General features: G+C 60.0%; 24 protein-coding genes. 10 read left to right on the forward strand and 14 right to left on the reverse strand.

Annotation, left to right across the window (positions count from 1 at the left end; all coding sequences use genetic code 11):
* Window positions 1-91 precede the first annotated feature (91 nt).
* From ureE to ACZ89E_RS19605, 5 genes are all read left to right on the forward strand, one after another.
* Window positions 92-592 carry an urease accessory protein UreE gene (ureE, locus tag ACZ89E_RS19585; RefSeq protein ID WP_149660606.1) on the forward strand — a complete coding sequence of 167 codons (501 nt, stop codon included), beginning with the start codon at window positions 92-94 and terminating at the stop codon, window positions 590-592.
* Window positions 589-1,263, forward strand: coding sequence for an urease accessory protein UreF (locus ACZ89E_RS19590; RefSeq protein ID WP_149660605.1), 675 nt, complete (start codon window positions 589-591; stop codon window positions 1,261-1,263). The genes ureE and ACZ89E_RS19590 overlap by 4 nt, the downstream gene beginning before the upstream one ends.
* Before the next feature lie 23 nt (window positions 1,264-1,286).
* Window positions 1,287-1,901 (forward strand): urease accessory protein UreG, encoded by a 615-nt coding sequence (gene ureG / locus ACZ89E_RS19595; RefSeq protein WP_463259252.1) that lies wholly within the window; start codon window positions 1,287-1,289, stop codon window positions 1,899-1,901.
* A gap of 29 nt (window positions 1,902-1,930) precedes the next feature.
* Window positions 1,931-2,503, forward strand: coding sequence for a HupE/UreJ family protein (locus ACZ89E_RS19600; protein WP_463259251.1), 573 nt, complete (start codon window positions 1,931-1,933; stop codon window positions 2,501-2,503).
* Between the two features lie 98 nt (window positions 2,504-2,601).
* The gene (locus tag ACZ89E_RS19605) at window positions 2,602-3,729 is read left to right on the forward strand and encodes an AGE family epimerase/isomerase (RefSeq protein ID WP_476256284.1); all 1,128 of its coding nucleotides are present in this window, start codon (window positions 2,602-2,604) and stop codon (window positions 3,727-3,729) included.
* Window positions 3,730-3,858: 129 nt separating this feature from the next.
* On the opposite strand, the gene ACZ89E_RS19610 is transcribed toward ACZ89E_RS19605, so the two are convergent.
* The 9 genes from ACZ89E_RS19610 to amaB form a co-directional block, all read right to left on the reverse strand.
* The gene (locus ACZ89E_RS19610; RefSeq protein ID WP_463259249.1) at window positions 3,859-4,764 is read right to left on the reverse strand and encodes a cation diffusion facilitator family transporter; all 906 of its coding nucleotides are present in this window, start codon (window positions 4,762-4,764) and stop codon (window positions 3,859-3,861) included.
* Window positions 4,765-5,023: 259 nt separating this feature from the next.
* The gene (locus ACZ89E_RS19615) at window positions 5,024-5,794 is read right to left on the reverse strand and encodes an SDR family oxidoreductase (RefSeq protein ID WP_054044081.1); all 771 of its coding nucleotides are present in this window, start codon (window positions 5,792-5,794) and stop codon (window positions 5,024-5,026) included.
* 849 nt (window positions 5,795-6,643) lie between these two features.
* Entirely contained in the window at window positions 6,644-7,360 is a 717-nt protein-coding gene (locus ACZ89E_RS19620; RefSeq protein ID WP_123513958.1) for an ABC transporter ATP-binding protein, read from the reverse strand.
* Complete coding sequence (locus ACZ89E_RS19625; protein WP_213940975.1) at window positions 7,357-8,232, reverse strand: ABC transporter ATP-binding protein; 876 nt, start codon at window positions 8,230-8,232, stop codon at window positions 7,357-7,359. Before ACZ89E_RS19625 ends, ACZ89E_RS19620 begins: the two co-directional genes overlap by 4 nt.
* Window positions 8,229-9,512, reverse strand: coding sequence for a high-affinity branched-chain amino acid ABC transporter permease LivM (gene livM, locus ACZ89E_RS19630; protein WP_149660598.1), 1,284 nt, complete (start codon window positions 9,510-9,512; stop codon window positions 8,229-8,231). The genes ACZ89E_RS19625 and livM overlap by 4 nt, the downstream gene beginning before the upstream one ends.
* Before the next feature lie 3 nt (window positions 9,513-9,515).
* On the reverse strand, window positions 9,516-10,430 hold the full coding sequence (locus ACZ89E_RS19635) for an ABC transporter permease subunit (RefSeq protein WP_123402406.1): 915 nt from the start codon (window positions 10,428-10,430) through the stop codon (window positions 9,516-9,518).
* 169 nt (window positions 10,431-10,599) lie between these two features.
* Entirely contained in the window at window positions 10,600-11,733 is a 1,134-nt protein-coding gene (locus tag ACZ89E_RS19640) for a branched-chain amino acid ABC transporter substrate-binding protein (protein ID WP_149660597.1), read from the reverse strand.
* A gap of 364 nt (window positions 11,734-12,097) precedes the next feature.
* Complete coding sequence (gene amaA, locus ACZ89E_RS19645) at window positions 12,098-13,381, reverse strand: L-pipecolate oxidase (protein WP_476256285.1); 1,284 nt, start codon at window positions 13,379-13,381, stop codon at window positions 12,098-12,100.
* A 202-nt stretch (window positions 13,382-13,583) separates the two neighbouring features.
* A complete protein-coding gene (amaB, locus tag ACZ89E_RS19650) occupies window positions 13,584-15,074 on the reverse strand; it encodes an L-piperidine-6-carboxylate dehydrogenase (protein WP_149660595.1) in 1,491 nt (496 codons plus the stop codon).
* A 185-nt stretch (window positions 15,075-15,259) separates the two neighbouring features.
* Here amaB and ACZ89E_RS19655 point away from each other — a divergent pair, with 185 nt between their 5' ends.
* The 3 genes from ACZ89E_RS19655 (at window position 15,260) to nadE (ending at window position 18,474) form a co-directional block, all read left to right on the forward strand.
* Window positions 15,260-16,171, forward strand: coding sequence for a LysR family transcriptional regulator (locus ACZ89E_RS19655; protein WP_149660594.1), 912 nt, complete (start codon window positions 15,260-15,262; stop codon window positions 16,169-16,171).
* A 247-nt stretch (window positions 16,172-16,418) separates the two neighbouring features.
* Window positions 16,419-17,642 (forward strand): nicotinate phosphoribosyltransferase, encoded by a 1,224-nt coding sequence (gene pncB / locus ACZ89E_RS19660; RefSeq protein WP_149660593.1) that lies wholly within the window; start codon window positions 16,419-16,421, stop codon window positions 17,640-17,642.
* Window positions 17,643-17,646: 4 nt separating this feature from the next.
* Complete coding sequence (gene nadE / locus ACZ89E_RS19665) at window positions 17,647-18,474, forward strand: ammonia-dependent NAD(+) synthetase (protein WP_149660592.1); 828 nt, start codon at window positions 17,647-17,649, stop codon at window positions 18,472-18,474.
* Window positions 18,475-18,525: 51 nt separating this feature from the next.
* On the opposite strand, the gene ACZ89E_RS19670 is transcribed toward nadE, so the two are convergent.
* Window positions 18,526-19,647, reverse strand: coding sequence for a hypothetical protein (locus tag ACZ89E_RS19670; RefSeq protein WP_476256286.1), 1,122 nt, complete (start codon window positions 19,645-19,647; stop codon window positions 18,526-18,528).
* Between the two features lie 186 nt (window positions 19,648-19,833).
* A complete protein-coding gene (azu, locus tag ACZ89E_RS19675) occupies window positions 19,834-20,280 on the reverse strand; it encodes an azurin (RefSeq protein ID WP_149662230.1) in 447 nt (148 codons plus the stop codon).
* A gap of 342 nt (window positions 20,281-20,622) precedes the next feature.
* Here azu and ACZ89E_RS19680 point away from each other — a divergent pair, with 342 nt between their 5' ends.
* Together ACZ89E_RS19680 and ACZ89E_RS19685 are read left to right on the forward strand one after the other, a co-directional pair.
* Window positions 20,623-21,210 carry an LOG family protein gene (locus ACZ89E_RS19680; RefSeq protein WP_149662229.1) on the forward strand — a complete coding sequence of 196 codons (588 nt, stop codon included), beginning with the start codon at window positions 20,623-20,625 and terminating at the stop codon, window positions 21,208-21,210.
* Between the two features lie 68 nt (window positions 21,211-21,278).
* Window positions 21,279-21,470, forward strand: coding sequence for a hypothetical protein (locus ACZ89E_RS19685; RefSeq protein ID WP_149662228.1), 192 nt, complete (start codon window positions 21,279-21,281; stop codon window positions 21,468-21,470).
* A gap of 73 nt (window positions 21,471-21,543) precedes the next feature.
* On the opposite strand, the gene ACZ89E_RS19690 is transcribed toward ACZ89E_RS19685, so the two are convergent.
* From ACZ89E_RS19690 to ACZ89E_RS19700, 3 genes are read right to left on the reverse strand one after another with little or no spacing between them, the layout of a single operon-like run.
* Entirely contained in the window at window positions 21,544-21,921 is a 378-nt protein-coding gene (locus tag ACZ89E_RS19690; RefSeq protein WP_149662227.1) for an NUDIX hydrolase, read from the reverse strand.
* A 51-nt stretch (window positions 21,922-21,972) separates the two neighbouring features.
* A complete protein-coding gene (locus ACZ89E_RS19695; protein WP_149662226.1) occupies window positions 21,973-22,863 on the reverse strand; it encodes a transglutaminase family protein in 891 nt (296 codons plus the stop codon).
* Window positions 22,863-25,349 (reverse strand): circularly permuted type 2 ATP-grasp protein, encoded by a 2,487-nt coding sequence (locus ACZ89E_RS19700; RefSeq protein WP_149662225.1) that lies wholly within the window; start codon window positions 25,347-25,349, stop codon window positions 22,863-22,865. The genes ACZ89E_RS19695 and ACZ89E_RS19700 overlap by 1 nt, the downstream gene beginning before the upstream one ends.
* Between the last annotated feature and the right edge of the window lie 14 nt (window positions 25,350-25,363).

Here is a 25,363-nt window from a genome sequence, read left to right on the forward strand (position 1 = left end):
ACTAAGCTCCGACAGGGTTTTCCTACGCATCACCCCGATTGGCAAGCCCCTTGCTCTAGCCTGAGCATTGTCCTTTGCTGGAAGCATTCCGATGCTGGTGATTCATCGCAGAATCGAGCCTCAACCCGTCTGGGCCGCCGAGTTGCACCTGACCTTCGAAGCCCGGAGCAAAAGCCGTTTGCGCTGTTTCAGTGCCGAACAAGAAGACGTCGGGTTGTTTCTGGAGCGCGGCCAGCCGCCGCTGTATGACGGCGAATGCCTGCAGGCCGAAGACGGGCGCATCGTCCGCGTCTGCGCCCGTCCTGAGCAACTGCTGCACGTCACCTGCGCCAATGCCTTCGAACTGACCCGCGCCGCTTATCACCTGGGCAATCGCCACGTCGCCCTGCAAGTCGGTGACGGTTGGCTGCGCCTGCTTGACGACTACGTGCTCAAGGCCATGCTCGAACAGCTGGATGCCAAGGTGGAAAACATTGAGGCGCCGTTCCAGCCGGAACATGGCGCCTATGGCGGCGGCCATCACCACTCGCGCCACGGCGATGAAGATTTCAACTACCCGCCGAAACTGCACCAGTTCGGCGTGCGCTTATGAACCCAGCCTGGGCGCTGCTGCGCCTGGCCAGTCCGCAATTGCCGATTGGCGGCTACAGCTATTCCCAAGGCCTGGAAATGGCGGTGGATAACTTGCGAGTGACGGATGCCGACAGCGCGCGACGCTGGATCAGCGATCAATTGCTGCTCAACCTGGCGCGTTTCGAAGCGCCGTTGCTGCTTGCCCATTGCACAGCGGCGGCGGACGAAAACTGGGCAGACTTGCTGCAACGCTGCGAGGAACATCGCGCCAGCCGCGAAACCCGCGAGTTGCATCAGGAAAGCCGGCAGATGGGCTATTCGTTGCAGCAATTGCTCAACGGTTTGCCCGAACTCGATGCGCCGGCCCGGGCCTTTCTTGAGCAACGCCCCGAACCGCACCTCGCCCTCGGTTGGGCCCTGGCCGCTCGCGCCTGGGGGATCAGTCCTCAAGATGCGCTGGCCGCATGGCTCTGGAGCTGGCTGGAAAACCAATTGGCCGTGCTGATGAAAACCCTGCCCCTGGGCCAGCAAGCCGCCCAGCGCCTGACCAGCCAATTGCTGCCGCTGCTGCAGGAAGCCCAGCAGCACGCCACTCGAATCAACCCCGAACACTATGGCAGCGCCGCTTTCGGCCTGTCCCTGGCGTGCATGGCCCATGAACGCCAGTACAGCCGTCTGTTTCGCTCCTAGGGCCCTTTATTTTGGAGAAGCATATGAACACTCAACCCCTGCGCGTCGGCATCGGCGGCCCGGTCGGTTCCGGAAAAACCGCCCTGACCCTGGCCCTGTGCCTGGCTCTGCGCGACCGCTACAACCTGGCGGTGGTGACCAACGACATCTACACCCGCGAAGACGCCGACTTCCTGGTGCGCAATGAAGCCTTGGCACCGGAACGCATCATCGGCGTGGAAACCGGCGGCTGCCCGCACACGGCGATCCGCGAAGACGCCTCGATCAACCTCGAAGCCGTCGACCAGTTGAACCGGCGCTTTCCGGGGCTGGACCTGATCATTGTCGAGTCCGGTGGCGACAACCTCTCGGCGACCTTCAGCCCGGAACTGTCCGACCTGACCATCTACGTGATCGACGTTTCCGCCGGCGACAAACTGCCACGCAAGGGTGGGCCGGGGATCTGTAAATCCGATCTGCTGGTGATCAACAAGGTCGACCTCGCGCCGCTGGTGGGCGCCTCGCTGGAGCTGATGGACAGCGACACCAAACGCATGCGCAACGGCAAGCCATTCGTCTTCAGCAACCAGAAAACCGGCCTGGGCCTGGAAGACATCATTGCCTTCATCGAACGCCAAGGCCTGCTGATCGCAGCCTGATCACGACTTATCAACAAGGAAGCTTATCCATGACACTCAAACGCATCCTGGGCGCTTTGGCCCTGCTGCTGACCCCAGCCATCGCCTTCGCCCACCCGGGGCATGGCGACAACGGTTTGATCGCCGGCATCAGCCACCCGATTGGTGGCATCGATCACCTGCTGGCGATGGTCGCGGTGGGTTTGTGGGCCGCGCAGCAAAAAGGCGCGGCGCGTTGGGCTCTGCCATGCACCTTTGTCGGCACCATGCTGATCGGCGGCTTACTGGGGTTTGAAGGGCTGAACCTGCCGGCGCTGGAAAGCGGGATTGCGGCCTCGGTGCTGGCGCTGGGCCTGGCCGTGGCCTTGGCGGTGCGTCCGCCGTTGAGCGTCGCGGTGGGTGCGACGGCGTTGTTTGCGCTGTTCCACGGCGTAGCCCATGGTCTGGAATTGCCGGACATGTCCAGCCCTTGGGCGTATGCCGCAGGGTTTGTGGCGGCGACGGCGGCATTGCATGCAGCCGGTTATGCGGTGGTGCGCGTGCTGCCTCAGGCGGCGGCGCCGTTGATTCGCGTCGCGGGTGCGGCTTCCGCGGCGACCGGGGTCTGGTTGTTGGCGGGCTAAGCCCCCAGAGATCGTTCCCACGCGGAGCATGGGAACGATCGACCCGCTCACTCTGCTACCATGTCGCGCAATCGCCCCTGCCGTGACGACGCCAGCCAATGCCCCATGCTTCCCGCTCTGCCTCCCAGCCTGAATTAACCGCCCTGTTCGCTTCGGTGCAACAGCATTTCCAGGACGTGATCGTGCCGCTTTGGCAAGTCCCCGGCTGGAACGCCGACATGGCGCTGCCGTATGAAGCGCTGGACGCCGGGCATCAACCGCTGGCGCCACAACGCTATCGAGCCATGGCCTGCGCCCGCCAGCTGTATCTGTTTTCCAGCCTGATCGGCCAGGTGCCAGCGGCCGAAGAACGCGCGGCGGCGTTGTTCCGTTCCTTGCAGCAGCATTTCCACGATGCCGAGCACGGTGGCTGGTTCTACAGCATCGACCCGCAAGGCGCGCCGCTGGATCAGCGCAAAGACCTCTATACCCACGCCTTCATCCTGTTCGCCTGCGCCCATTACTGGGACAAGGTGCGCGAACCGCTGGTGGAATCGGTGCTCAATGCCGCGCTGGAAGTCGTGGCCCAGCGCTTCGCCACGGACGACGGTCTGTACGAAGCGTGCCTTGAGCGCGACTGGTCATCCCTCGACACCGGCCCGCTGCAAAACCCGTTGATGCACCTGGCCGAAGCCTTCCTCGCCACCCTGTCGGTACGCGAAGACGCTGGCGCCCAAGCTGCGCTCGTCAAGTTATGCACAGCCATGCACAAGCGGTTCATCGATCCACAGACCGGTGTGTTGATGGAAAAACCGCTGGGGGCTGTGGATAACTGGTTTGAACCGGGGCATCAATTCGAATGGTATTTCCTGCTGGAGTCCTCGCCATTGCTGCGCGGATCGAAGCTGCATGCCTCGCTGGACCGGGCCTTTGCTTTCACTGAGCACCTGGGTGTTGATCCACAGACAAACGCTGTTCGAGCGATGCTCGATCTGGATGGCCACGCGAAGGACGGCACTGAAAGAATCTGGGCCCAGGCTGAATACCTGCGGGCACTGACGTTGCGGCCGGACGGCGAGGCAGCGGTGCTGCGCCAATTGCAGGCGTTGCAGCAGCGGTTTCTGCATGTTGGCGGTTGGTATGAGTGTCGGGATGAGGAAGGCGAAGTCAGCCGCAAGGACATGCCTTCGACTACGCCTTATCACTTGGCGACTTGTTACCGCGGGCTGGTTGAATATTTGCGCTGAGTTCGAGATCGCTTTCGCGGGCAAGCCTCGCTCCTACAGGATTTATGTTTGAACGCGGTAATGCGAACGACACATAACCTGTAGGAGCGAGGCTCGCCCGCGAATGGCCTTGAAGCGGTCACCGGCCAATCACGCAATCCACTTCCGATCCCCGGTAAAACTGATGGTCAGCCATCGCGCCGCATCCGCCTTGCCCAACTTCGCGGAAATCTCCTCGCGCAATACATCCAGCTGCCCCACGCCGTGCAGCGGATAGTCCGCCGGCAACACCACATGAATTTCGATAAACCGCGCCCGCCCGTGCTTCTGCACGTAGGAAATGTAGTCGTCGAAACCATGCTCGACCTTCGCCGCGTCCATCACCTGGCGCACCTTGTCGTTGAGTTGATCCGGGACAATCCCCAGTACATCGCGCAGCGCTGGACGCAGGATTTTGAAGGCTGGTGGCAGCATGCTCAGGGCCAGCAGAATCAGGATCAAGGGGTCGACATACACCGCCCACTCGCCATAGCCCTGGGACTTGAGCAGCAGCGCGGTCAGGAAACTGACCAACAGGCCCACCGAAAGCATCGCGTCCACCAGCCAACTGATGTTGTCGAACTGGATCAGCGTCGATTTGAGCTTGCGATTGCGATGGCGCACGTAGAAGAAATAGGCGAACTCAACGACGGTAAACACCGCCGCATAGATGATCACCAACCCCAGCTCGATCTCGCGGCCGCCATTGATGATGCCGAACACACCGTTGAGAAAGGCGTAGATCGCGATCAGGAACAGGAAGCTGCCTTCGATCAGCAACACCATGGGCTCCAGGTGCCAGAAGCCGAACTGGAAGCGGTGGTTACTTTCTTTGGCGATCAGTTTGGCGGTGATCAGCATCAAGACCTTGATAAAGGTCGCGATCAACGAGAAAAAACCATCGAACAGGATGGATTGGGCACCCGAAACAAAACCGGTAACGATCCCGGCGATCGCCACGGCGAACATCAGGATGGTCGATTGTTTGAGCAGTGACTGCTCACCTCGGTTACTCACGTAGCCTCCTCTGAAAACCCTGGAAACCGCGGGGTGCGGTGGGGTTGTTGGGCGGGAGTCTACCTTATGCCTTGTTTTGCCCGGTTTTTGTGGCGAGGGGGCTTGCCCCCGTTCGGATGCGCAGCAGCCGCAAACCTGAGAATGCGGCATATCTGACAAAACGTGGCGTTTGGCTCAGGGGCTGCTACGCAGCCCAACGGGGGCAAGCCCCCTCGCCACAGGCAAGCCCCCTCACCACAGGCAAGCCCCCTCGCCACAATTAAGCCTTGCCACCATTACGCTCAATGGAGAACCCGGCCCAGGTCTGGCTCACCGGCATCAACTCCAGGCTGTTGATGTTGATATGCGCCGGGGCATTGAGGACCCAGAAAATGGTGTCGGCAATGTCCTGCGGCTGAATCGGCTCGGCCCCGGCGTAGGTGGCGTTGTAGCGCTCCTGGTCACCGGCGAAACGCACCAGGGAGAACTCGCTTTCGCACAGCCCCGGCTCGATGTTACTGACGCGTACGCCCGTGCCTTGCAGGTCGCAGCGCAGGTTCAGGGAGAACTGTTTGACGAACGCTTTGCTCGCGCCATACACGTGACTGCCTGGGTACGGGTAGTTGCCGGCGATGGAGCCGAGGTTGACGATGCCGGCGCCACGACCGTGGGCGATCAGGCGCGGCAGCAGCAGGCGAGTGCTGTACATCAGGCCTTTGATGTTGGTATCGACCATGGTGTCCCAGTCGTCCAGGTCACACTTGGGCGCCGGGTCCACGCCCAGGGCCAGGCCGGCGTTGTTGATCAGCCCGCGCAGCTTGGCGAAGGACGGCGGCAGATTGGCAATCGCCTCCTCCATGGCCTTGCGATCACGCACGTCGAGCACCAGGCCATGGACCTCGGTCTGCTTCGACAACTCGGCGCACAGGGCGTTGAGGCGCTCTTCACGACGGCCCGTCAGCACCAGTTTCCAACCCGCCTCGGCAAAACGACGGGCACAGGCTTCGCCAAAACCGGACGTTGCGCCGGTGATAAACAGGGTGTTGGACATCGTGTTCTCCTTGCTTCGGCTGATCGGCAGCCATTGGAATAGAAAATCAGCAGCCAGCATGCCCGGCGCGGCGCTGACCGGCAACCTCGTTCCCCGGTGTTTTCTGTACAAAAAACAACCAGCCGAAGCGGCGCCTTACCCACCGTGGCTTGCAGCCATGTGCGCGCACGTTATCCACAGGCCGGTCCACAGTCTTTGGGGGCAAGTGCAAAAGCTGCAAGCCGCTGTGTATAAGGCTTTGCGAGCAGCACAGAAAGTTTTTTGCTTGACCCTCGACCGCTCGCCGTGTAGCCCCATGGCATTTTGCACGATTGGCCACACCCAAGAACGATGGCGCCAAGCCAGTAACGACGGCCCTCAGCCAAGTCTTTCCAGAGTTTAACCACAGACTTATCCACAGGCTGGCACACCTGCATTCCTGCCGTTTTCGCCCACAACAAAAAGGTTGACAACCACAGCTCATGGTCCGGGAAAAATGTCTGATCAAAAAACAACCACACGTCTGCAAGCCACGGTTTCAAAGGCTCTCAGCCAGCTACTCCCACGTTATTCACAGCCAGCTCCACAGCAAACGGGGACAAGTCAAAACCGTGACAAAACAACTATTTGCAGCGGCTTTATGTCGCGGTTTGAGAGCTTGCGAATATTGTTTTCCACAATTTCCATTTGCCTTGAATCGCGGCCCCGTATAGAAGCTGCCGAAGGCTGCGATCTTTTGCTTTTGCGGTTTAAAAGCAAGATCAAAAGATCGCAGCCTCGTTTCTCTCGACAGCTCCGGGGGATTTGTGTGGGCATAAAAAAACACCCTGACGTGGAGTGCGTCAGGGCGTTTTTTATGGGGCCGAAGGCTCAGTGCCCGCCGAGATACGCGTTACGCACCTCCTCGTTCACCAGCAGCTCCTTGCCGGTGCCTGTTAGGCGAATCTCGCCGTTGACCATCACGTACGCCCGGTCCGAGAGCTTGAGCGCGTGGTTGGCGTTCTGCTCGACCAGGAAGATGGTCATGCCGGTTTTTGCCAGTTCCCGCAGAGTCGCGAAAATCTGTTTCACCACGATTGGCGCCAGGCCCAGGCTCGGCTCATCAAGCAGCAACAACTTCGGCCGGCTCATCAGTGCCCGGGCGATGGCGAGCATTTGCTGTTCGCCGCCGGACATGGTCATGGCCCGCTGTGTGCGCCGCTCTTCGAGCCGTGGAAACAGCTCGAACATGCGCTGCATGTCTTCCTTGGCGTACTTGTCGCCAATCGGGATGGTGCCCATCAACAGGTTTTCCTCGACGGTCATGTCGGGGAACACCCGCCGCCCTTCTGGCGACTGCGCGATGCCGTGGGACGCGATGTAGTGGGACGACTTGTGGGTGATATCCACCCCTTGATAGATGATCTGCCCGTCAGCGGCGCGAGGCTGGCCGAAGATCGACATCAGCAGGGTCGACTTACCGGCGCCGTTGGAGCCGATCAGGCTGACGGTTTCGCCTTCGTTGATGTGCAGCGAGACTTTCTTCAGGGCCTGGATCGGCCCGTAAAACACATCCAGATCCTTCAGTTCGAGGATGGGTTGGCTCATAGCACCACTTCCTCTTCATCAGCGCCCAGGTAGGCCGCAATCACTTTCGGGTCGTTGCGAATGGCATCAGGCCCGCCCTCGGCGATGACGATGCCGTGGTCCAGTACCACGATGTGGTCGGAAATGCTCATGACCATGCCCATGTCGTGCTCGATCAGCACCACGGTCAGGTCGTGCTCGTCGCGCAGCAGCCTGATCATCGCGCTCAGTGCTTCGGTTTCCTGAGGGTTAAGGCCGGCGGCCGGTTCGTCGAGGCAGATGATCTGCGGCCGCGTGCACATGGCCCGGGCGATTTCCAGGCGACGTTGCTGCCCGTAGGAGAGCTCGCCCGCCAGACGGTTGGCGCAGTCCACCAGGTCCACCACTTCCAGCCAGTAGAACGCATGGTCCAGCGCATCACTTTCAGCCTTGCGATAGCCCTTGGTGTTGAGGATGCCCGCGAGCATGTTGCGGTTGACCCACATGTGTTGGGCCACCAGCAGGTTTTCCAGCACCGACATTTCCTTGAACAAGCGAATGTTCTGGAAAGTGCGCGCCAAACCGGCACGGTTTACCAGATGGGTACCGCCGAACATCTTGTAGTACATCCGGCTAAGGAAAGATTTCGGCGAAACGAAATCCACCGGTTTGAAGGACTCGCCCAGCAACTGGATAACGTTGGTCTGCTCGCCGCGCACATTGAGTTCAATCTTGCCGCCCGAGGCCTTGTAGAACCCGGTCAGGCAGTTGAACACGGTGGTCTTGCCGGCGCCGTTGGGGCCGATCAGGGCGAAGATCGAGTTGCGGTGCACCTTGAGGCTGACATCGCTCAACGCCTTGATGCCGCCGAAGTGCATCATCAGCTTCTCGACCGAGAGTACGACTTCGCTCATGGCGCTACTCCTTTACGCGGGGTCACACCGGTACGGCTGATCCGGATCAGGCCGCGCGGTCGCCAGATCATCATCAACACCATCAGGATGCCGAACAGCAGCACGCGGTATTCCGCGAAGCCACGCAGCAGTTCCGGGGCCACGGTCAGCACGAAGGCAGCGATAACCACGCCGATGGTCGACCCCATGCCGCCGAGTACCACGATGGCGAGGATCAGGGCCGATTCGAAGAAGGTGAACGAGGTCGGGTTGACGAAACCTTGATAGGTCGCAAAGAACACACCCGCCAGACCGGCGGTCGAGGCACCGATGGTGAACGCCGAGAGCTTGACCAGTACGTGGTTCAGGCCCATGGAGCGGCAGGCGATTTCGTCTTCACGCAGGGCTTCCCAGGCGCGGCCGACCGGCATTTTCACCAGGCGATGCTTGATGTACAGCACGGCCAGGACCACCAGAAACAACACCGCATAGATGAAGTAATACTTCACGTCCGGGTTGTAGGCGATGCCGAAGAACTCATGGAACGGCACCCCGCCGTCCTTCGCGCGTTTACCGAACTCCAGGCCGAAGAAGGTAGGCAGTGGCGCCGCCATGCCATTCGGGCCGCCGGTCAGGGACAGCCAGTTGTTGAGGATCAAGCGGATGATTTCACCGAAGCCCAGGGTCACGATCGCCAGGTAGTCACCGTGCAGGCGCAACACCGGGAAACCGAGAATGCACCCGGCCAGTCCCGCCGTGATCGCCGCCAGCGGCAGCACCGTCCAGAAACCCAGGCCCAGGTATTGATAACCGAGCGCCAGGCCGTAGGCACCGATGGCGTAGAACGCCACGTAACCCAGGTCGAGCAAGCCGGCCAGGCCGACCACGATGTTCAGGCCCAGGCCCAGCAACACGTAGATCAAACCGAGGATGACCACGCCCAGCAGGTAGGAGTTGGAGAAGAACGGGAACACCACGGCAATGACGATTACCAGCGGGATGATCCAGCGCAAGCGGGTTTTGTAATCGGGCGGCAGTACATGAACCCCGGAACCGGTGCTTTCAAAACCTTCGAGGATTTTCAGGCCCTTGGGGGTTTGCAGGAACAGGCTCAGGGCAAAACGGCCAGCCATGACGATGGCGACAATCCACGCCACACGGGTCGGTTGCAGGTTGAAGCCGTAGCCGTCGAGGACCACGCCGACAATCGGGCCGAACACAATCAGGGCAACGAGGCCGGCAAGAATCGCGTCAACCAGGCTTCTTTTGAGATCAATGGTTTTTTTAGTGGTTGAAGACATCGCTTACACCTTCGACACAAGAGGACGGCCGAGCAGGCCTTGGGGCCGAAAGACCAGAACGAGAACGAGCAGCGAGAAGCTGAAAACGTCTTTGTAGTCCGAGTTCACCAGGCCCGAGAACAGCGACTCGGAAATCCCGAGGATGATCCCGCCGAGCATCGCCCCAGGCAGCGAACCGATGCCGCCGAGTACCGCGGCGGTGAACGCCTTGATCCCGATGACGAAGCCTGCGTAAAAGTCGAACGTGCCGTAGTTCATGGTGATCAGCACGCCGGCCAGAGCCGCCATCGCTGCACCGATGATGAATACGTAGGAAATCACGCGGTCGGTGTTGATCCCCAGGATCGAGGCCATCTTGCGGTCTTGCTGGGTGGCACGGCACATGCGGCCGAGCTTGGTGTACTTGATGACATAGGTCAGCAGGGCCATCCCGGCGAACGCTGCGACCAGAATGAAGATCTTGGTGTAGGTCAGCTGGACGAAGCCAGTGCCGACATCCACGCGCCATGCGCCGGTCAGGAGTGTGGGTACACCCTGTTGCCGCGCACCTTGGGCGATTTGTGCATAGTTTTGCAGGATCAGGGAAATACCGATGGCGCTGATCAGCGGTGCCAGTCGTGTGGAGTTGCGCAGCGGTTTGTAGGCGACGCGTTCGATGACCCAGCCATACACCGCCGTGACGACGATGGTGAAGACCAGTGTGCCGAGCATCAGCAGAGGGAAGGATTCAATACCGAAGTAAGCCAGCAGAGCCAGACTGATTGCCGCGAGGTAAGCGGAAATCATGTAAACCTCGCCGTGGGCGAAGTTGATCATGCCGATGATGCCATAGACCATTGTGTAGCCGATGGCGATCAGGCCATAGACCGACCCGAGGGTCAGACCGTTGACCAGTTGCTGCAGGAAAATACCATCCATAACGCAATCTCACGCATTTGAGAGACTGCACAGAAGCGGGTTGCAACGGACCGGGGTTCAGCCGCCAGTGCAACACGGTGTGTGCAGCTCTACGAGAAAAGACAGGTACTGCACGGACATGTTCTCTGACTGCCCGGCGCACAAGGCACCGGGCAATCAGCGGTTCATATCACTTCTGTTTTTCCAGCTGGTGGTATTTGCCGTCCTTGTCCCACTGGTAAACCACGTAGTCGGAGACTTTCAGGTCGCCCTTGCTGTCCCAGGTCTTCTCGCCCATGACGGTCTTGACCGGGTTTTTCTTCAGCCAGGCAGCCGCTTCTTCGCCCTTGTTGGACTTGGCGCCATTGAAAGCGGCAGCCAGGGTCTGGACCGACGCGTAGGCGTACAGGGTGTAGCCTTCAGGCTCGGTGCCTTTCTTGCGGAACTCGTCCACGACGGTCTTGCTGTCTGGCAGCAGGCGCGGGTCGGCGCCGAAGGTCATGAGCACGCCGTCGACGTATTGCGGGCCGCCAGCGGTGGTCACCAGTTCGTCGGTCACGATGCCGTCGTCGGACATGAATTTCACGTCTTTCAGGCCTTCGGTACGCAGTTGTTTAACCAGTGGACCAGCCTCTGGGTGCAGACCACCGAAGTAGACCACGTCGGCACCGGCCGCCCGGATCTTGGTGACCACGGCGCTGAAGTCTTTCTCGCCGCGGGTCAGGCCTTCGTACAGCACTGGCGTTACACCGCGCTTGACCAGTTGAGCCTTGGTGGCATCCGCCAGGCCTTGGCCGTAGGTGTCTTTGTCGTGCAGTACGGCGACTTTCTTGCCCTTGAGCACGTCGACGATGTAGTCGCCGGCCACGATGCCTTGCTGGTCGTCACGCCCGCACATACGGAACATGGCGCTCAGGCCGCGCTCGGTCACCTGTGGGTTGGTGGAACCTGGCGTGATCGCGATGATGCCCGCTTCGTCGTAGATCTCGGAAGCCGGGATGGTGGATGAGGAGCAGAAGTGACCGACGACGCCGGCGACTTTCTGGTTGGTCAGGTCCTTGGCGACCGTCACAGCCTGTTTCGGTTCGCAGGCGTCATCGCCCTTGACCAGTACGATTTTTTCCCCGTTGACGCCGCCCGATGCGTTGATCGCATCGGCTGCTGCCTGTGCACCCTTCATGTACTGCTCGCCAAATGCCGCGTTGGCGCCAGTCATTGGACCTGCCACACCGATTTTCACATCAGCCTGTGCAAACGCAGAAACACCCAACGCAGTTGCCACTGCGAGGGCCAGAAAGCCTTTCTTGTAAAACGTCTGGGACATGAGGTGGTGCTCCAAGGTTTTTTTTAGTTGGCACTGCGACTTCTGTGGTTGCTCAGAGCAAGCGCCGTGCCATCGGTTTTTTATTCTGAAAAAAGTCGCTGCTTTATTGTTATTTCGACTGTTTCGATCCCATTTTCATTGGGTGTGCAACCGTCTAAACCGCGGAAGGTGAAACCATTTATTTCAAAAGGCGCAACCCGCACGCGCCATCATTGCAACCGCGGCGCCAAACGACGTGCAACCAGCCTGTAACAGCCTGCGTCACCGAAGTGCACACTCGTGGTGCGCAACTGCTACAACCCGCACCACTACAGGCTAGTCGCTGCGCGAAAAAGCGCCGCTCCCCCGCAACAAAATTCAACAATCAAATCACGATCCGCAAGCACTGGCCTGCGTGATACAGCGAAAAACCGGCCTCATACAGACAGCTGCGCAAGCCGACACCCGCCAGGGGCTGCATCGGTGCGAACGGAATCGGTAGTGCTTGAGGATTTCCGTTACACAAATAGTCGGCAAACGCTTTGCCGACCACCGTGCCCGTCGTCACGCCCCGGCCGTTGTAACCGGTAACTGCCACTATTCCGGGCGCCGGTTCGAACAGGCGCATCAGGTGATCGGGGGTAAAGGCGATGCAGCCAGTCCAGGTGCACTCCCATTCCACCGGTTTCAGGTAGGGAAAGTAATGCTGCTGAACGCGGTCGGCCCAGGCTTTCAAGAACCAGGTCGGTTTCTGATTGCCATTACCGAGGCTGCCGAGCAACAGACGCCCGTCCTTATCGCGACGGATGCTGCTCAGAACCTGGCGGGTGTCCCACGAACCCTGGCCGCCGGGCAGAATCTGTTGCGCAGCGTCATCGGTCAGCGGCACCGAGGCCACTTGGTAGTAATAACCGGGAAAAAAGTTGCGCCGAAGTTCTGTCCAGTCGCCTTCGGTGTAGGCGTTGGAAGCGATCACCACCTGATCGGCAAGCACCGAACCTTGGGCGGTTTGCACCGACCAGCGCTGGCCCTGACGTTCCAGCCGGGTCACCGGGGAATGATCGAACAGTTGACCGCCGAGGTTGATGGCCGCTTTGGCCAGCCCGGTCGTATAAGCCATCGGATTGATAGTGCCGGCACGTCGATCCAGCAGCGCGGCGGCGATCTTTTTGGTGCCGGTCGCTTGTTCGCAGGCCTGGCCGGTCAACAGTTCCACCGGCGCCCCACGGCGCTTCCATTGTTCTTCACGACTGCGCAGATCCGCTTCGCCACGGCTGTTGTGCGCCATGTGCAGCGTGCCTTCGCGGCGCAGTTGGCAATCGATGTTGTACTTATCCACAAGGCTGAACACCAGGGACGGTGCTGCACCAAGCATGCGGTTGAGCTGACTGCCCACCGCTTCGCCGAACCCGGCTTCGATCTCGTCCGGTGGAATCCACATCCCGGCGTTGACCAGCCCGACGTTGCGCCCCGAGCCACCATGGCCGGCGCGATGAGCTTCCACCACGCAGACGCTTTTACCTGCTTCCAACAGATGCACCGCCGCCGACAGACCGGTGAAACCGGCGCCGATGACGCAGACATCGACCGTTACTTCGCCCTTGAGCGCCGCGTTATCAGGCCTTTGCGGCGTCAGTTTTTCCCACAGACACTCTTCGCGTAACGGCATTGCCAGACTCCAATCAGAAACCTAACCATCACACACTGATCGTTCCCACGCTCTGCGTGGGAATGCAGCCCGGGACGCTCCGCGTCCCAAAAGCGGACGCAGAGCGTCCATTGAGGCATTCCCACGCAGAGCGTGGGAACGATCAACACAAGCTGCAAGCCAGTCTGCTTGAAGCTTGAGGCTTGCAGCTTGCAGGCTGCTTTTAATCGAACGTAATCCCCTGGGCCAACGGCAGCTCCAGCGAATAGTTCACGGTGTTGGTCTGGCGGCGCATGTAGGCGCGCCAGGCATCGGAGCCCGATTCACGACCGCCACCGGTTTCTTTCTCGCCACCAAATGCCCCGCCGATTTCCGCGCCGCTCGGGCCGATGTTGACGTTGGCGATGCCGCAGTCGCTGCCCACGTCCGACATGAACTGCTCGGCTTCACGCACGTCGGTGGTGAAGATGCACGACGACAGACCTTGCGGTACGGCGTTGTTCAAGCGCATCGCTTCGTTGAAATCGGTGTAGCCGACCACGTAGAGGATCGGCGCGAAGGTTTCGCTGCACACCACGTCGCTTTGCTCCGGCATCTCAACGATGGCCGGCGAAACGTAGTAAGCATTCGGGAATTTGTCTTCCAGTTGACGCTTGCCGCCAAACACCCGGCCGCCTTCGCTCAAGGCTTGTTCCAGCGCTTCCTGCATGTTTTCGAAGCTGTTTTTGTCGATCAGCGGGCCGATCAGATTGCCTTCCAGCGGGTTGCCGATGCGCACCTTGGCGTAGGCAGCCTTCAGGCGGGTGACGATTTCTTCTTTTACCGATTCATGAGCGATCAGGCGACGCAGGGTGGTGCAGCGTTGACCGGCGGTGCCGACGGCGCTGAACAGGATCGCGCGAACGGCCATGTCCAGGTCGGCGCTTGGGCCAAGAATCATGGCGTTGTTGCCGCCCAGTTCCAGGATGCTGCGAGCGAAACGGGCGGCGATTTTCGGCGCCACTTCGCGGCCCATGCGGGTGCTGCCGGTGGCGCTGATCAGCGCGACACGCGGGTCATCGACCAGGGCTTCGCCGGCATCGCGGCCGCCGATGATCACTTGGCTCAGGTGCGGCGGCGCATCGCTGAAGTTTTTCAGGACGCGGTCGAACAGTGCCTGACAGGCCAGGGCGGTCAGCGGGGTTTTCTCCGACGGTTTCCAGATCACCGGGTTGCCGCAGACCAGCGCCAGCGCGGTGTTCCAGGCCCAAACCGCGACCGGGAAGTTGAACGCGCTGATCACGCCGACAACGCCCAGCGGGTGCCAGGTTTCGCGCATGTGGTGGCCAGGACGCTCGGAAGCGATGGTCAAACCGTACAGCTGGCGGGACAGACCGACGGCGAAGTCGCAGATGTCGATCATTTCCTGAACTTCGCCCAGGCCTTCCTGGGTGATCTTGCCGGCTTCCCAGGACACCAGCTCACCGAGATCAGCCTTGTATTCACGCAGGATGTCGCCCAATTGGCGCACCAGTTCGCCACGGCGCGGTGCCGGGACCTTGCGCCACAGTTCGAACGCATGATCTGCGCGACTGATGTGTTGCTCGACTTCGGCAGCGCCTTCCCAGTTCACGCTGGCAATCTGGCTGCCATCGATCGGCGAATGCACCGGCACTTTGCCGTTCTGGTACAGGGCCGGGTTTACACCAAGACGATCAAGCAATGCGGCAACCATGGGTCACTCCTCAAGCAAAAAACGGAAATCGTGCAGCCGGAATATCACGGCTGATCAGGCCTGTAGTTGTAGCGCCACTCAGACGAGCCAACAAACGACCATTAAGCGAGATATCATTCCGTTTATTCATGCTTCGCATCTGTCGGTAAAAGAAAAGCATAGAGCAACAAGAAAAAGGACCACCCATGCTGAATAAACGCTACTTGCCGTCGATCACCGCCCTGCAGTGTTTCGAGGCCGTGACCCGGCATTTGAGCTTCACCCGGGCCGCCGAAGAGCTGAACCTGACCCAGAGCGCCGTCAGCAAGCAGGTGGCGCAGCTGGAAGAATTACTGCAGCACCTGCTGTTCCGCCGGGTGCGCCGACGCCTGCAAATGACCCCGGCCGGTGATTTGTACCTGGTGGAAGTGCGAAAAATCCTCACGCAAGTGGAGATGTCGACCCACTACCTGCGTTCCTACGGCGGTGATACCGAAGTCCTGCGCGTGTCGACGCCGCCGACCTTCGGCGCCCGCTGGCTGGTGCCGCGTCTGAAAGGCTGGCGCCTGCGTCATCCCTCGATTCATCTAGATTTGTGCAGCGAGCAGGAAGCCGACGACCTGCTGCAAGGTCGCAGCGACCTGGCGTTCTACTTCGGCCAAGGCTCGCGGCCCGGCACCGAAAGCCTGAAGCTGTTTGGCGAGGAGCTTGTTCCTGTGTGTGCACCGGGCAGCCTGCCGGATAAGCCTTTCACCGACCCGACGCAACTCGCCGACCTGGTCCTGCTGCAAAACGCCTCCCGGCCCCAGGCCTGGCACGACTGGTTCGACAACCAGGGCTACCACACCGAACACAGCTACCACGGCCCGCGCTTCGAAACCTTTTATATGTGCATCCGTGCCGCACAGGTTGGCTGTGGCGTGGCGTTGTTGCCACGGTTTCTGGTGGAGGAGGAATTGGCGGACGGCAAACTGGTGATTCCTTGGAAGCATGCGATGCCCAGTTCCGACGCTTATTACCTGGCGTACCCCGAGCATTCGGCGGAAGTGCCCAAGGTGCGGGATTTTGTGAAGTGGATGTTGGAGCAGATTGATAGCCCGGATGCGCCGCAACATTAAGTCCGCATGCGATACCTGTGGCGAGGGGCTTGCCCCCGTTGCGTCGCGAAGCGGCCCTGAAATCGACGACTGCTGCGCAGCCGAACGGGGGCAAGCCCCCTCGCCACAAAGGCTCGCTCCTACAGGAATCGGCTGCGGTCTAAAAAATCGCTGGCAATCCGCACCTCTGATATGCGCCACTAGCCCCATTCATTAATACAGCTGAAACGTCGCGAGCACGGGCCGCGGCCAGCCTGGAGATTCCCTTATGAGCGAGAGCGTATTCGGCGATCGCATCGTGCAGAACCTGCTCGACACCGACTTCTACAAACTGACGATGATGCAGGCGGTGCTGCACAATTACCCTAACGTGGAAGTCGAATGGGAGTTTCGTTGCCGTAACAGTGAGGATTTGCGCCCGTACCTGGCGGAGATCCGCTACCAGATCGAGCGTCTGGCCGAGTTGAGCCTGAGCGCCGACCAGTTGAGTTTCCTGGAACGCATCAGCTTCATGAAGCCGGATTTCCTGCGCTTTCTCGGCTTGTTCCGCTTCAACCTGCGTTACGTCCACACCGGCATCGAAAACGGCGAGCTGTTTATCCGCCTGCGCGGGCCGTGGCTGCATGTGATTCTGTTCGAAGTGCCGATGCTCGCGATTGTCAGCGAAGTGCGTAACCGCTATCGCTACCGCGAAGTCGTTCTGGAACAGGCGCGCGAGCAGCTCTACCGCAAGTTCGACTGGCTGACCGCCAACGCCAGCAGCGACGAATTGTCCGAATTGCAGGTCGCCGATTTCGGCACCCGGCGCCGGTTTTCGTACCGAGTGCAGGAAGAAGTGGTGAACGTGCTCAAGCACGATTTCCCCGGGCGTTTCGTCGGCACCAGCAACGTGCACCTGTCCCGGGAGCTGAACATGAAACCCTTGGGCACCATGGCCCACGAGTGGATCATGGCCCATCAACAACTCGGCCCACGGTTGATCGACAGTCAGATTGCGGCCCTCGATTGCTGGGTTCGCGAGTATCGCGGTTTGCTGGGGATCGCCCTGACCGACTGCATCACCACCGATGCCTTCCTCGGCGATTTCGACCTGTATTTCGCCAAGCTCTTCGACGGTTTGCGCCACGATTCCGGGGACCCGGTGCTGTGGGCGGAAAAATCCATCGCCCATTACCACAAGCTCGGCATCGACCCGATGAGCAAGACCCTGGTGTTCTCCGACAGCCTGACGCTGCCCAAGTCCCTGGAAATATTCCGTGCGCTGCGCGGTCGGATCAATGTCAGTTTCGGCATCGGCACCAACCTGACCTGTGACATACCAGGTGTTGAACCAATGAGCATCGTGCTTAAAATGACCGCCTGCAACGGTCAGCCCGTGGCCAAGATTTCCGATGAGCCTGGCAAGACTCACTGCAAAGACCCGAATTTCGTCGCCTACTTGCGACACGTGTTCAAAGTCCCTGCCCTTTCCAGTATTCCCAGCAAGGAGTGAATTCATGCAAGCCGAACAGCGTGAGATTGCTGAACAGCTCAACGTCCAGCCGCCGTTCGCCGACCAGGCCGCCCTCGAGGCTGAAGTCGCCCGGCGGATTACCTTTATCCAGGATTGCCTGGTCAATTCCGGTCTCAAGACCCTGGTACTGGGTATCAGCGGCGGCGTCGATTCCCTGACTGCCGGGCTGTTGGCCCAGCGTGCCATGCGCGAACTGCGCACCCGCACCGGTGACGACAGTTACAAGTTCATCGCCGTGCGCCTGCCGTACGAAACCCAGTTTGATGAACACGATGCCCAGGCTTCGGTGGACTTCATCGCGCCGGACGAACGCCACACCGTGAACATCGGCCCGGCGGTCAAATCCCTGGCCAGTGAAGTCGCAGCGTTCGAAGGCAAGCATGCGGTGTCGGTGGATTTCGTGCTCGGCAACACCAAGGCGCGGATGCGCATGGTCGCCCAGTACACCATCGCCGGCGCGGCACAGGGGCTGGTGATCGGTACTGACCACGCGGCGGAAGCCGTGATGGGCTTCTTCACCAAGTTCGGTGACGGCGCCTGCGATCTGGCGCCGTTGAGCGGGTTGGTGAAGAACCAAGTCCGGGCGATTGCCCGCAGCTTCGGTGCGCCGGAGTCGTTGGTGGAGAAGGTCCCGACAGCGGACCTTGAAGACCTGTCGCCGGGCAAGCCGGACGAAGCGTCCCATGGCGTGACGTATGCCGAGATTGACGCGTTCCTGCACGGCGAGCCGGTGCGTGAGGACGCGTTCAAGATCATCTGTGATACGTACAGGAAGACGCATCACAAGCGGGTGATGCCGTTTGCGCCGTAAGCCGTAATACCTGCCTTCAGCATTCTCCGAATGCCGAAGGCAGTGCTGTGTTCATACCACCTGGAAAGAGTAGCTTTCCCTCACTAGCCCAGAGTCATAGCTTCCTTCTACGTGGAACACGTGAGTATCGCTCGCTAAATCTCGGAGCTGCAGTTCCCAAACACCGAGGGCGTCGACGATCGGATTGCCCACCAGATCCGTTCTATTTTTAACGCTGAGTTCTTCTCCCGCGGCACCAGTACCGGTCAATACAATCGAACGATCCCTCGTCGTCCCATTGATTGGAATGGGATTGCCCGTGGAGTCTCTCGCCAGTCGAATGATTGGCAGGCGCTGATCCACACAGCGAAATACACGATTATGACCAGCAATGGATTCAGCCACCTTGACGACATAGAGCTGTTGAGTGAGGTCCTCCAATCGTACTTTCCAGTTACCCTCAGGATCGGCCATTGCAGATTTTTCTTCACCGCTGGCGGGGAAAACCCTGACCAACTGAAGCGGTGAAGCGGTGCCTATGACGTCCACTGTCGTCGAAGCCGTGTAACGAGCGGGTGGAATGTCATAACCGTCGCGGTCTTTTATTGCTCTGATCCAGACCGTCCCTTTCACAGCTTCCACGGTCACGTGCCAGATGTTGGACGATACTTCGCGGCTCACTGCCTTGAACGCATATTGCGTGTCCTGGTTCAAGTCCGTCACCATGAAAGCCCAGTTACCCTTTGGAGAATACGCTCCACCCCAATGTGAATCCCCGACAAAAAATTCGACGTAGCCATTAACAGCGGCTGAGCCTTTAAACACTAGAGTGGTGGAGGCGGTAACGCCGCCGTCAGGAACCGAATTTCCCTCAGTGTCCACGACCTCCAAAATCAAGGGTTGTATCTCTTCTACCCGAACCTGCCAGGCAAGCGAAGGCACCCCGTAGGCAGAAGCCCTGATGCCATACGTCCTGCCTCTGGTCAAATTTTCCAGGGAATAGTCCCATTTGCCATCTGTTGCTTGGGCTACCCCTCGTTTTTGCCCGTCGACAAGAACGTCAACAACATCGTCCATCCCTGCGGTTCCGCTCAGGTTCAGCGTGGTGGAGCTGGTGGCTCCCCCGTCAAGAATCGGGCGTCCCTCAGCGTCGGTGATGGACGTAATTTCAGGCACAACGTTTCGATTCGACATGATCCGATGCTCTCTCGATGGCATCACCGCGATAGCGGAGAACTCAAGAGCGATTTGACGCCTGGAATTGAAGCCCTGCCTACTGTCATAAATAACAGGTCAACCTAGCTTTCGGACCAATGGTCGGGTTCTGGCAGGCGAAAAAAAGACGCCTGTGCGGGCGTCTTCTTTTAGATCCTGCAAGAGTTACTTCAGGGTAACCGTGCCTTTCATCATCGAGATGTGGCCCGGGAACGAGCAGAAGAAACCGTACTTTTCAGCAGCATCAAGCTTCGAAACATCGAATGTCACCGAATCAGTCTCTTTGGCACCAATGATTTTGGTGTGAGCAATGATGCGTGCATCACCTTCCGGCAGGTAGTTCTTGTCGATGCCCGCGGCCAGGCCAGCGGTAGCGATTGGCTGCATGTCAGCTTCTTTGCTCAGCACCCAGTTATGGCCCATGACGTTTTTCGGCAGGCTGCCGGAATGGGTCAGTTCCACGGTGAAGGTCTTGCAGCTCTTGTCGATTTCGATGGCCTTGGTGTTGTAGGTCATCTGGTCTGTGGAGTCGATGGTGGTCTTGCACTCCGCAGCCATTAACTGGGCGCTGGCCAGGGTCAGGAGGGATACCGCAACAAGTTTGGCAAACATGGTGAATCTCCAAGGCAGGGTTAACAAATCGCGAATGGACAGAAGACTGCCTGAAAACTTCGCAAGTTCCTATGACCTGAATCAAAAATTGTATACAACTTTCGGGCTATGACACTCATCGAAACAATCTAACAGTCAGGCGTCTGTTCCGGCCCTATCCTCAGGTCGTCATCACTCATCTGGAGCGTCTGTCATGTCCATCAACAGCTTATTGCGCAGTTTGCTCGCCGCCTACGCCTCTGGCGCCAGCGGCACTTATGAAACACCCCAACGCGAGGTTTAGCCCTTGGATCGAGGTGTACCTGCCTTTACTCTGTGGCCATCCTGACCCTGGAGTAAGGCATGTCTATCGCATCCGTTTGTGTATTTTGCGGTGCCAGCACTGGCACCAACCCGGCTTATCGTGAAGCGGCTGTCGCCCTGGGGCGCGCACTGGCCGAGCGCAAGCTGACCCTGGTCTATGGCGGCGGCGCCGTCGGGTTGATGGGGATCGTGGCTGACGCAGCACTGGCGGCGGGCGGTGAAGTGATCGGCATCATCCCGCAAAGCCTCAAGGACAAGGAAATCGGCCACAGTGGCCTGACCCGTCTGGAAGTGGTCGACGGCATGCATGCGCGCAAGGCGCGGATGGCTGAACTCAGCGACGCGTTTGTAGCGCTGCCTGGTGGCTTGGGCACCCTGGAAGAATTGTTCGAAGTCTGGACCTGGGGGCAGCTCGGCTACCACGGCAAACCCCTCGGCTTGCTCGAAGTAAACGGTTTCTATGGCCAATTGACCGCTTTTCTTGATCATATCGTCGGCGAAGGCTTCGTTCGCGAACCACACCGTGACATGCTGCAAGTGAGCGAATCGCCGCAAACTCTGCTCGATGCCCTGGACGCCTGGCAACCCTCGGTCCTGCCAAAATGGGCCGAGCAAAAACCCAGCTAACGGCTAGGCACCGATACAAGGCAGAATATGCGCCGCTCAACCTCACCTTCGACCCCAGAGGATCGCCCATGGCTAAACCTAATTATTCCTTCGCCAAACGTCAGAGAGACTTGGCCAAGGAGCAGAAGAAAGAGGAAAAGCTTCAGCGCAAGAAAGCTACAGCTGAAGAAGAAGCAGCAGCACTGAACCCGGATGCAGAAGGTGAAGTGGCGCCAGAAGACGATGTAGAAGCACCGAAAGATCAGGCGCCCGACGCCTGAGACCCTCAGGGCCCGATGATCTGATCAGGCTCACCGGATCTGTGTCCAGGGTCAGCAGCCCCGCTGCTGACCCTCACAGGCCCAACGCGTTGTGAATCGAATCGCGATACCCCTTGGGCAAGTTGGCCGGCAAGTCCGCCGGATCAAACAGCCCGATCTCCTTGTGTTCATGACTGATTTTCGGCACAAAACCGCCCAGCAATTGGCAGCGGTAAGTCGAGATGAACACGTGTTTGCCAGGGATCACCTCGAACAGATACGAATCCAGCGGCTCCCCCACCTCCACCTCGACGTCCAGCTCCTCGGCGATTTCCCGTGCCAGGCAGCCCGGCGCCGTCTCGCCCAGTTCGATTCGCCCACCGGGTAATTCCCATTCGTCGCGCTCGTTGAGCATCAGCACGATCTGGCCTTCGGGGGATTGCAGGACGCCTTTGATTGAAACCGGGAACATTGAATTCCTCCTGTAATGATCGTTCCCACGCTCTGCGTGGGAACGATCGGCTCAATCCAGTGGCATTACGGTGACTCGGACTTCCGGGTCGTGGTTGCCGCCGCCAAGAATCACCCCACGCAGCGGCGACACATCGGAAAAGTCCCGGCCCCAGGCCAGGGTGATGTGTTCCAGCGCCGGTTGCACATTGTTCGTCGGGTCGAAGTCTACCCAGCCCAGCACCGGGCAAAACACCGAGACCCAGGCATGGGACGCGTCGGCGCCGATCAATCGCGGCTGGCCCGGTGGTGGCTGGGTCAGCAGATACCCGCTGATATAGCGCGCGGCCAAACCACGAGAGCGCACACACGCGAGCATCAGGTGCGCGAAGTCCTGACAGACGCCGCGACGCCGCTCCAGCACTTCCACCAGCGGCGTGGCCACTTGGGTCGCTTCGGCATCGAAGGTGAATTCGCTGAAGATCTTCTCCATCAACGCCTGGACGCCCAACAGCAGCGGCCGCCCCGGAGGAAAACAGCTTTCCGAGAATTCGACGAAGTTGCGCTTCAAGTGCACGTACGGCGACTCGAAACGGTAGCGGCAAGCCTCCAGCACCTGCGGTGACAGCGGCTGACTGCTGTAGGTCAGCGCATTGCGGGTTGCTTCCCAGGCCGGCGATTGAGTGAAATCCAGGATCGGACGGGCCAGCACCTCGACCGTAAGCTCGGCGTTCACCAGCAATTCATCGTGGGGCCGTTCGAACGCCAAGCGGGTCAGCGGATTGCCGAACACGTCCAGTTCATCCCGGCGGGTCGTCGGTTCCGGGCTGATCAACAACGCCTGGGCGGTGCAACGCTGCCAATCACAGACGCGCGGCCACAGATGTGCCAGTTGCTGGGCCAGGGACACAGGGCTGTCGTAGTGATAATGGGTGTCGTGGAAAATCTGGTAACGGGCATTCATCAGACGGACACCGTGCGCTGGCTGACATCATCGACATGGGCAAAATGGCGCAAGGCGAGGCGATCCGAGACCTGGCCGCTGGCATCAGCGATTTCTTGCAGCAGATCAGCCAGGCCCTCGATGGCCGCATGGACGCTGGCTTCACCAAACAACGAATTCTCCAGGCAGCCCAGATCGAAATGCATCAAGCGCTCCACCAACCGCGGCAACCCAGCCTCGCGCGGGGCGCCGAAATCGTCGTTCAGGCGCTTCAAGGTCCGCGTCACCAGTTTCAACTGGAACAGCACCGCATGGGGGTTCTGCTCGTCCAGCAGCAACAGGTCGAGCACCGGGATCAACTGCGCCACCGCCAGATACCGCGAGCGATAAGTGATGCTGCTGTTACCCAGCTCCAGCAACCATTCCAGCCCAGCCTGATCGAAGGCCCCGGCACCGCGCAGAAACGCCGCGAGGCTGCCACTGAGAAACTGCAAGCGCTCGATTCGCCGGCCGATCATCAAGAAGCGCCAACCTTCGTCCCGGGTCATGTCGTCCAGGGCAAAACCGGACAGCGCCGCCAAAGACATCACCAAGCGGTTGAGGAAATCCAGCAACTCGCCGAAATCCGGTTCTTCGGTTTCCAGTTCCAGTGCCTCGCGCTGCAACTCCACCAGCGCCTGCCAGTTTTCCCGGGAGAGCTTGCCGCGCACTTGCGAGGCGGCCCACTGCAAGCGCTGCAAATTGGAACGCAGGCTGAACGGCCAGTCATCGCCCAGCAACGCAGCGAGTAAGCGCTCCGGCAGTTCGCCTTCGTCGGGCAACAGGTGCAGGCGTTCACCGAGGTCAACCGCCGCTTCCAGCGCTTGTGGGTCGTCGCCATCGACGTAGCGCGCCAGCATCACCCGCAGCAGCCGCGCGCTGTCATCGCAGCGTTCGCAGTAGCGACCGAACCAGAACAGGTTCTCCACCACCCGCGAGGGCAGATACGGATCGCGCCGCACCAAGTCATGAACACCGATGGTGCGTTGGGTTTTCCATTGTTCGCCACTCGGCGCTCGTTCACCCAGCACCCACGTATCTTTGCTCGCGCCGCCGCGCTGCATCGACACCACTTCGGCGTCAGCCTCGGCGGCCACTCGGGTCAGGCCGCCGGGCAACACTCGATAACCCTCACGACTGGCCACCGCGTACACGCGCATACCGATCGCCCGGGGTTGCAATTGACCGTCCTCGGCCTGCCAGATCGGCGCCTGGGACAACTGAGCCAGTTCTTGCGCGACATAGGCATACGGCCGCGCTTGCATGCGCTCGGCCAGGGCCTTGCGCTGTTTTTCACTCAAATCCCGGCCAAACACCGGCGCAAAGCTCTGGGACGGGAACGCCGGTTTAATCAGCAATTCCGGCAGTTTTTCAAGTGCCTGGGCCAGTACCGGGGCTTCGCCGCACCACCAGGTGGCGATGGACGGCAGGATCAGTTCTTCGCCGAACAGGAATTGATTGATCCTTGGCAGGAAGCCCAGCAACCCCGGCGACTCCAGCACGCCGCTGCCCAGGGCATTGGCCACCAGCACCCGGCCCTGGCGCACGGCTTCCAGCAACCCCGGCACGCCGAGGGCCGAGTCGGTGCGCAACTCCAGCGGATCGCAGAAATCATCGTCGAGGCGGCGCATGATCGCGTGGACCCGGCGCAGACCGCTCAGGGTTTTCAGGTAGACGGTGGCATCGCGCACCGTCAGATCGCCACCCTCCACCAGTGGATAACCGAGCTGACGCGCCAGGTACAAATGTTCGAAATAGCTTTCGTTGAAGCGCCCCGGCGTCAGCAGCACCACCAGCGGCGCTTCATCGTCACAGGGTGCCTGGCGGGCCAATGTTTCCTGCAAGGTGCGGAAGAACCCGGCCAGGTGCTGCACCTTCAAATCCCGGTACAACTCGGGGAAGGCCCGGGACACGATGGTGCGGTTTTCCAGCGCGTAACCGGCACCGGACGGCGCCTGGGTCCGGTCAGCAGTGACCCACCAACGACCGTCCGGCGTGCGCGCCAGATCCACGGCGTACAGATGCAGAAAGGCCCCGTCTGGCGGAGAAATCCCCTGACAAGGCCATAGAAAATTGTTGTGCCCGAACACCAGCTCAGCCGGCAACAAACCTTGCGCGATCAGCCGTTGCGGGCCATACAAATCCGCCAGCACCGCATTCAACAAACGCGCCCGCTGGGCAATTCCGGCCGACAAATGCTGCCACTCATCGGCGGCTATTACATGGGGCAACAGGTCCAGTTCCCAGGGTCGGTCGGCCCCCTTGGGATCGGCGTAGACGTTGTAGGTCACGCCGTTTTCCTGGATTTGCCGGGTCAGCAATGCCTGGCGCTGCACCAGTTGCGTCGGGGTGCTGCGTTGCAATTGGTCGAACAGCCGACGCCAGTGCGGGCGCACCGCGCCGCTGTCGTCGAGCAGTTCGTGATAAGTGCCCGCCGTCAGCGGGTAGCGGTCAAGCAGGTCAGGCATGGAAAGCTCGGCAG

It is taken from the genome of Pseudomonas sp. TE3899, assembly GCF_056279105.1.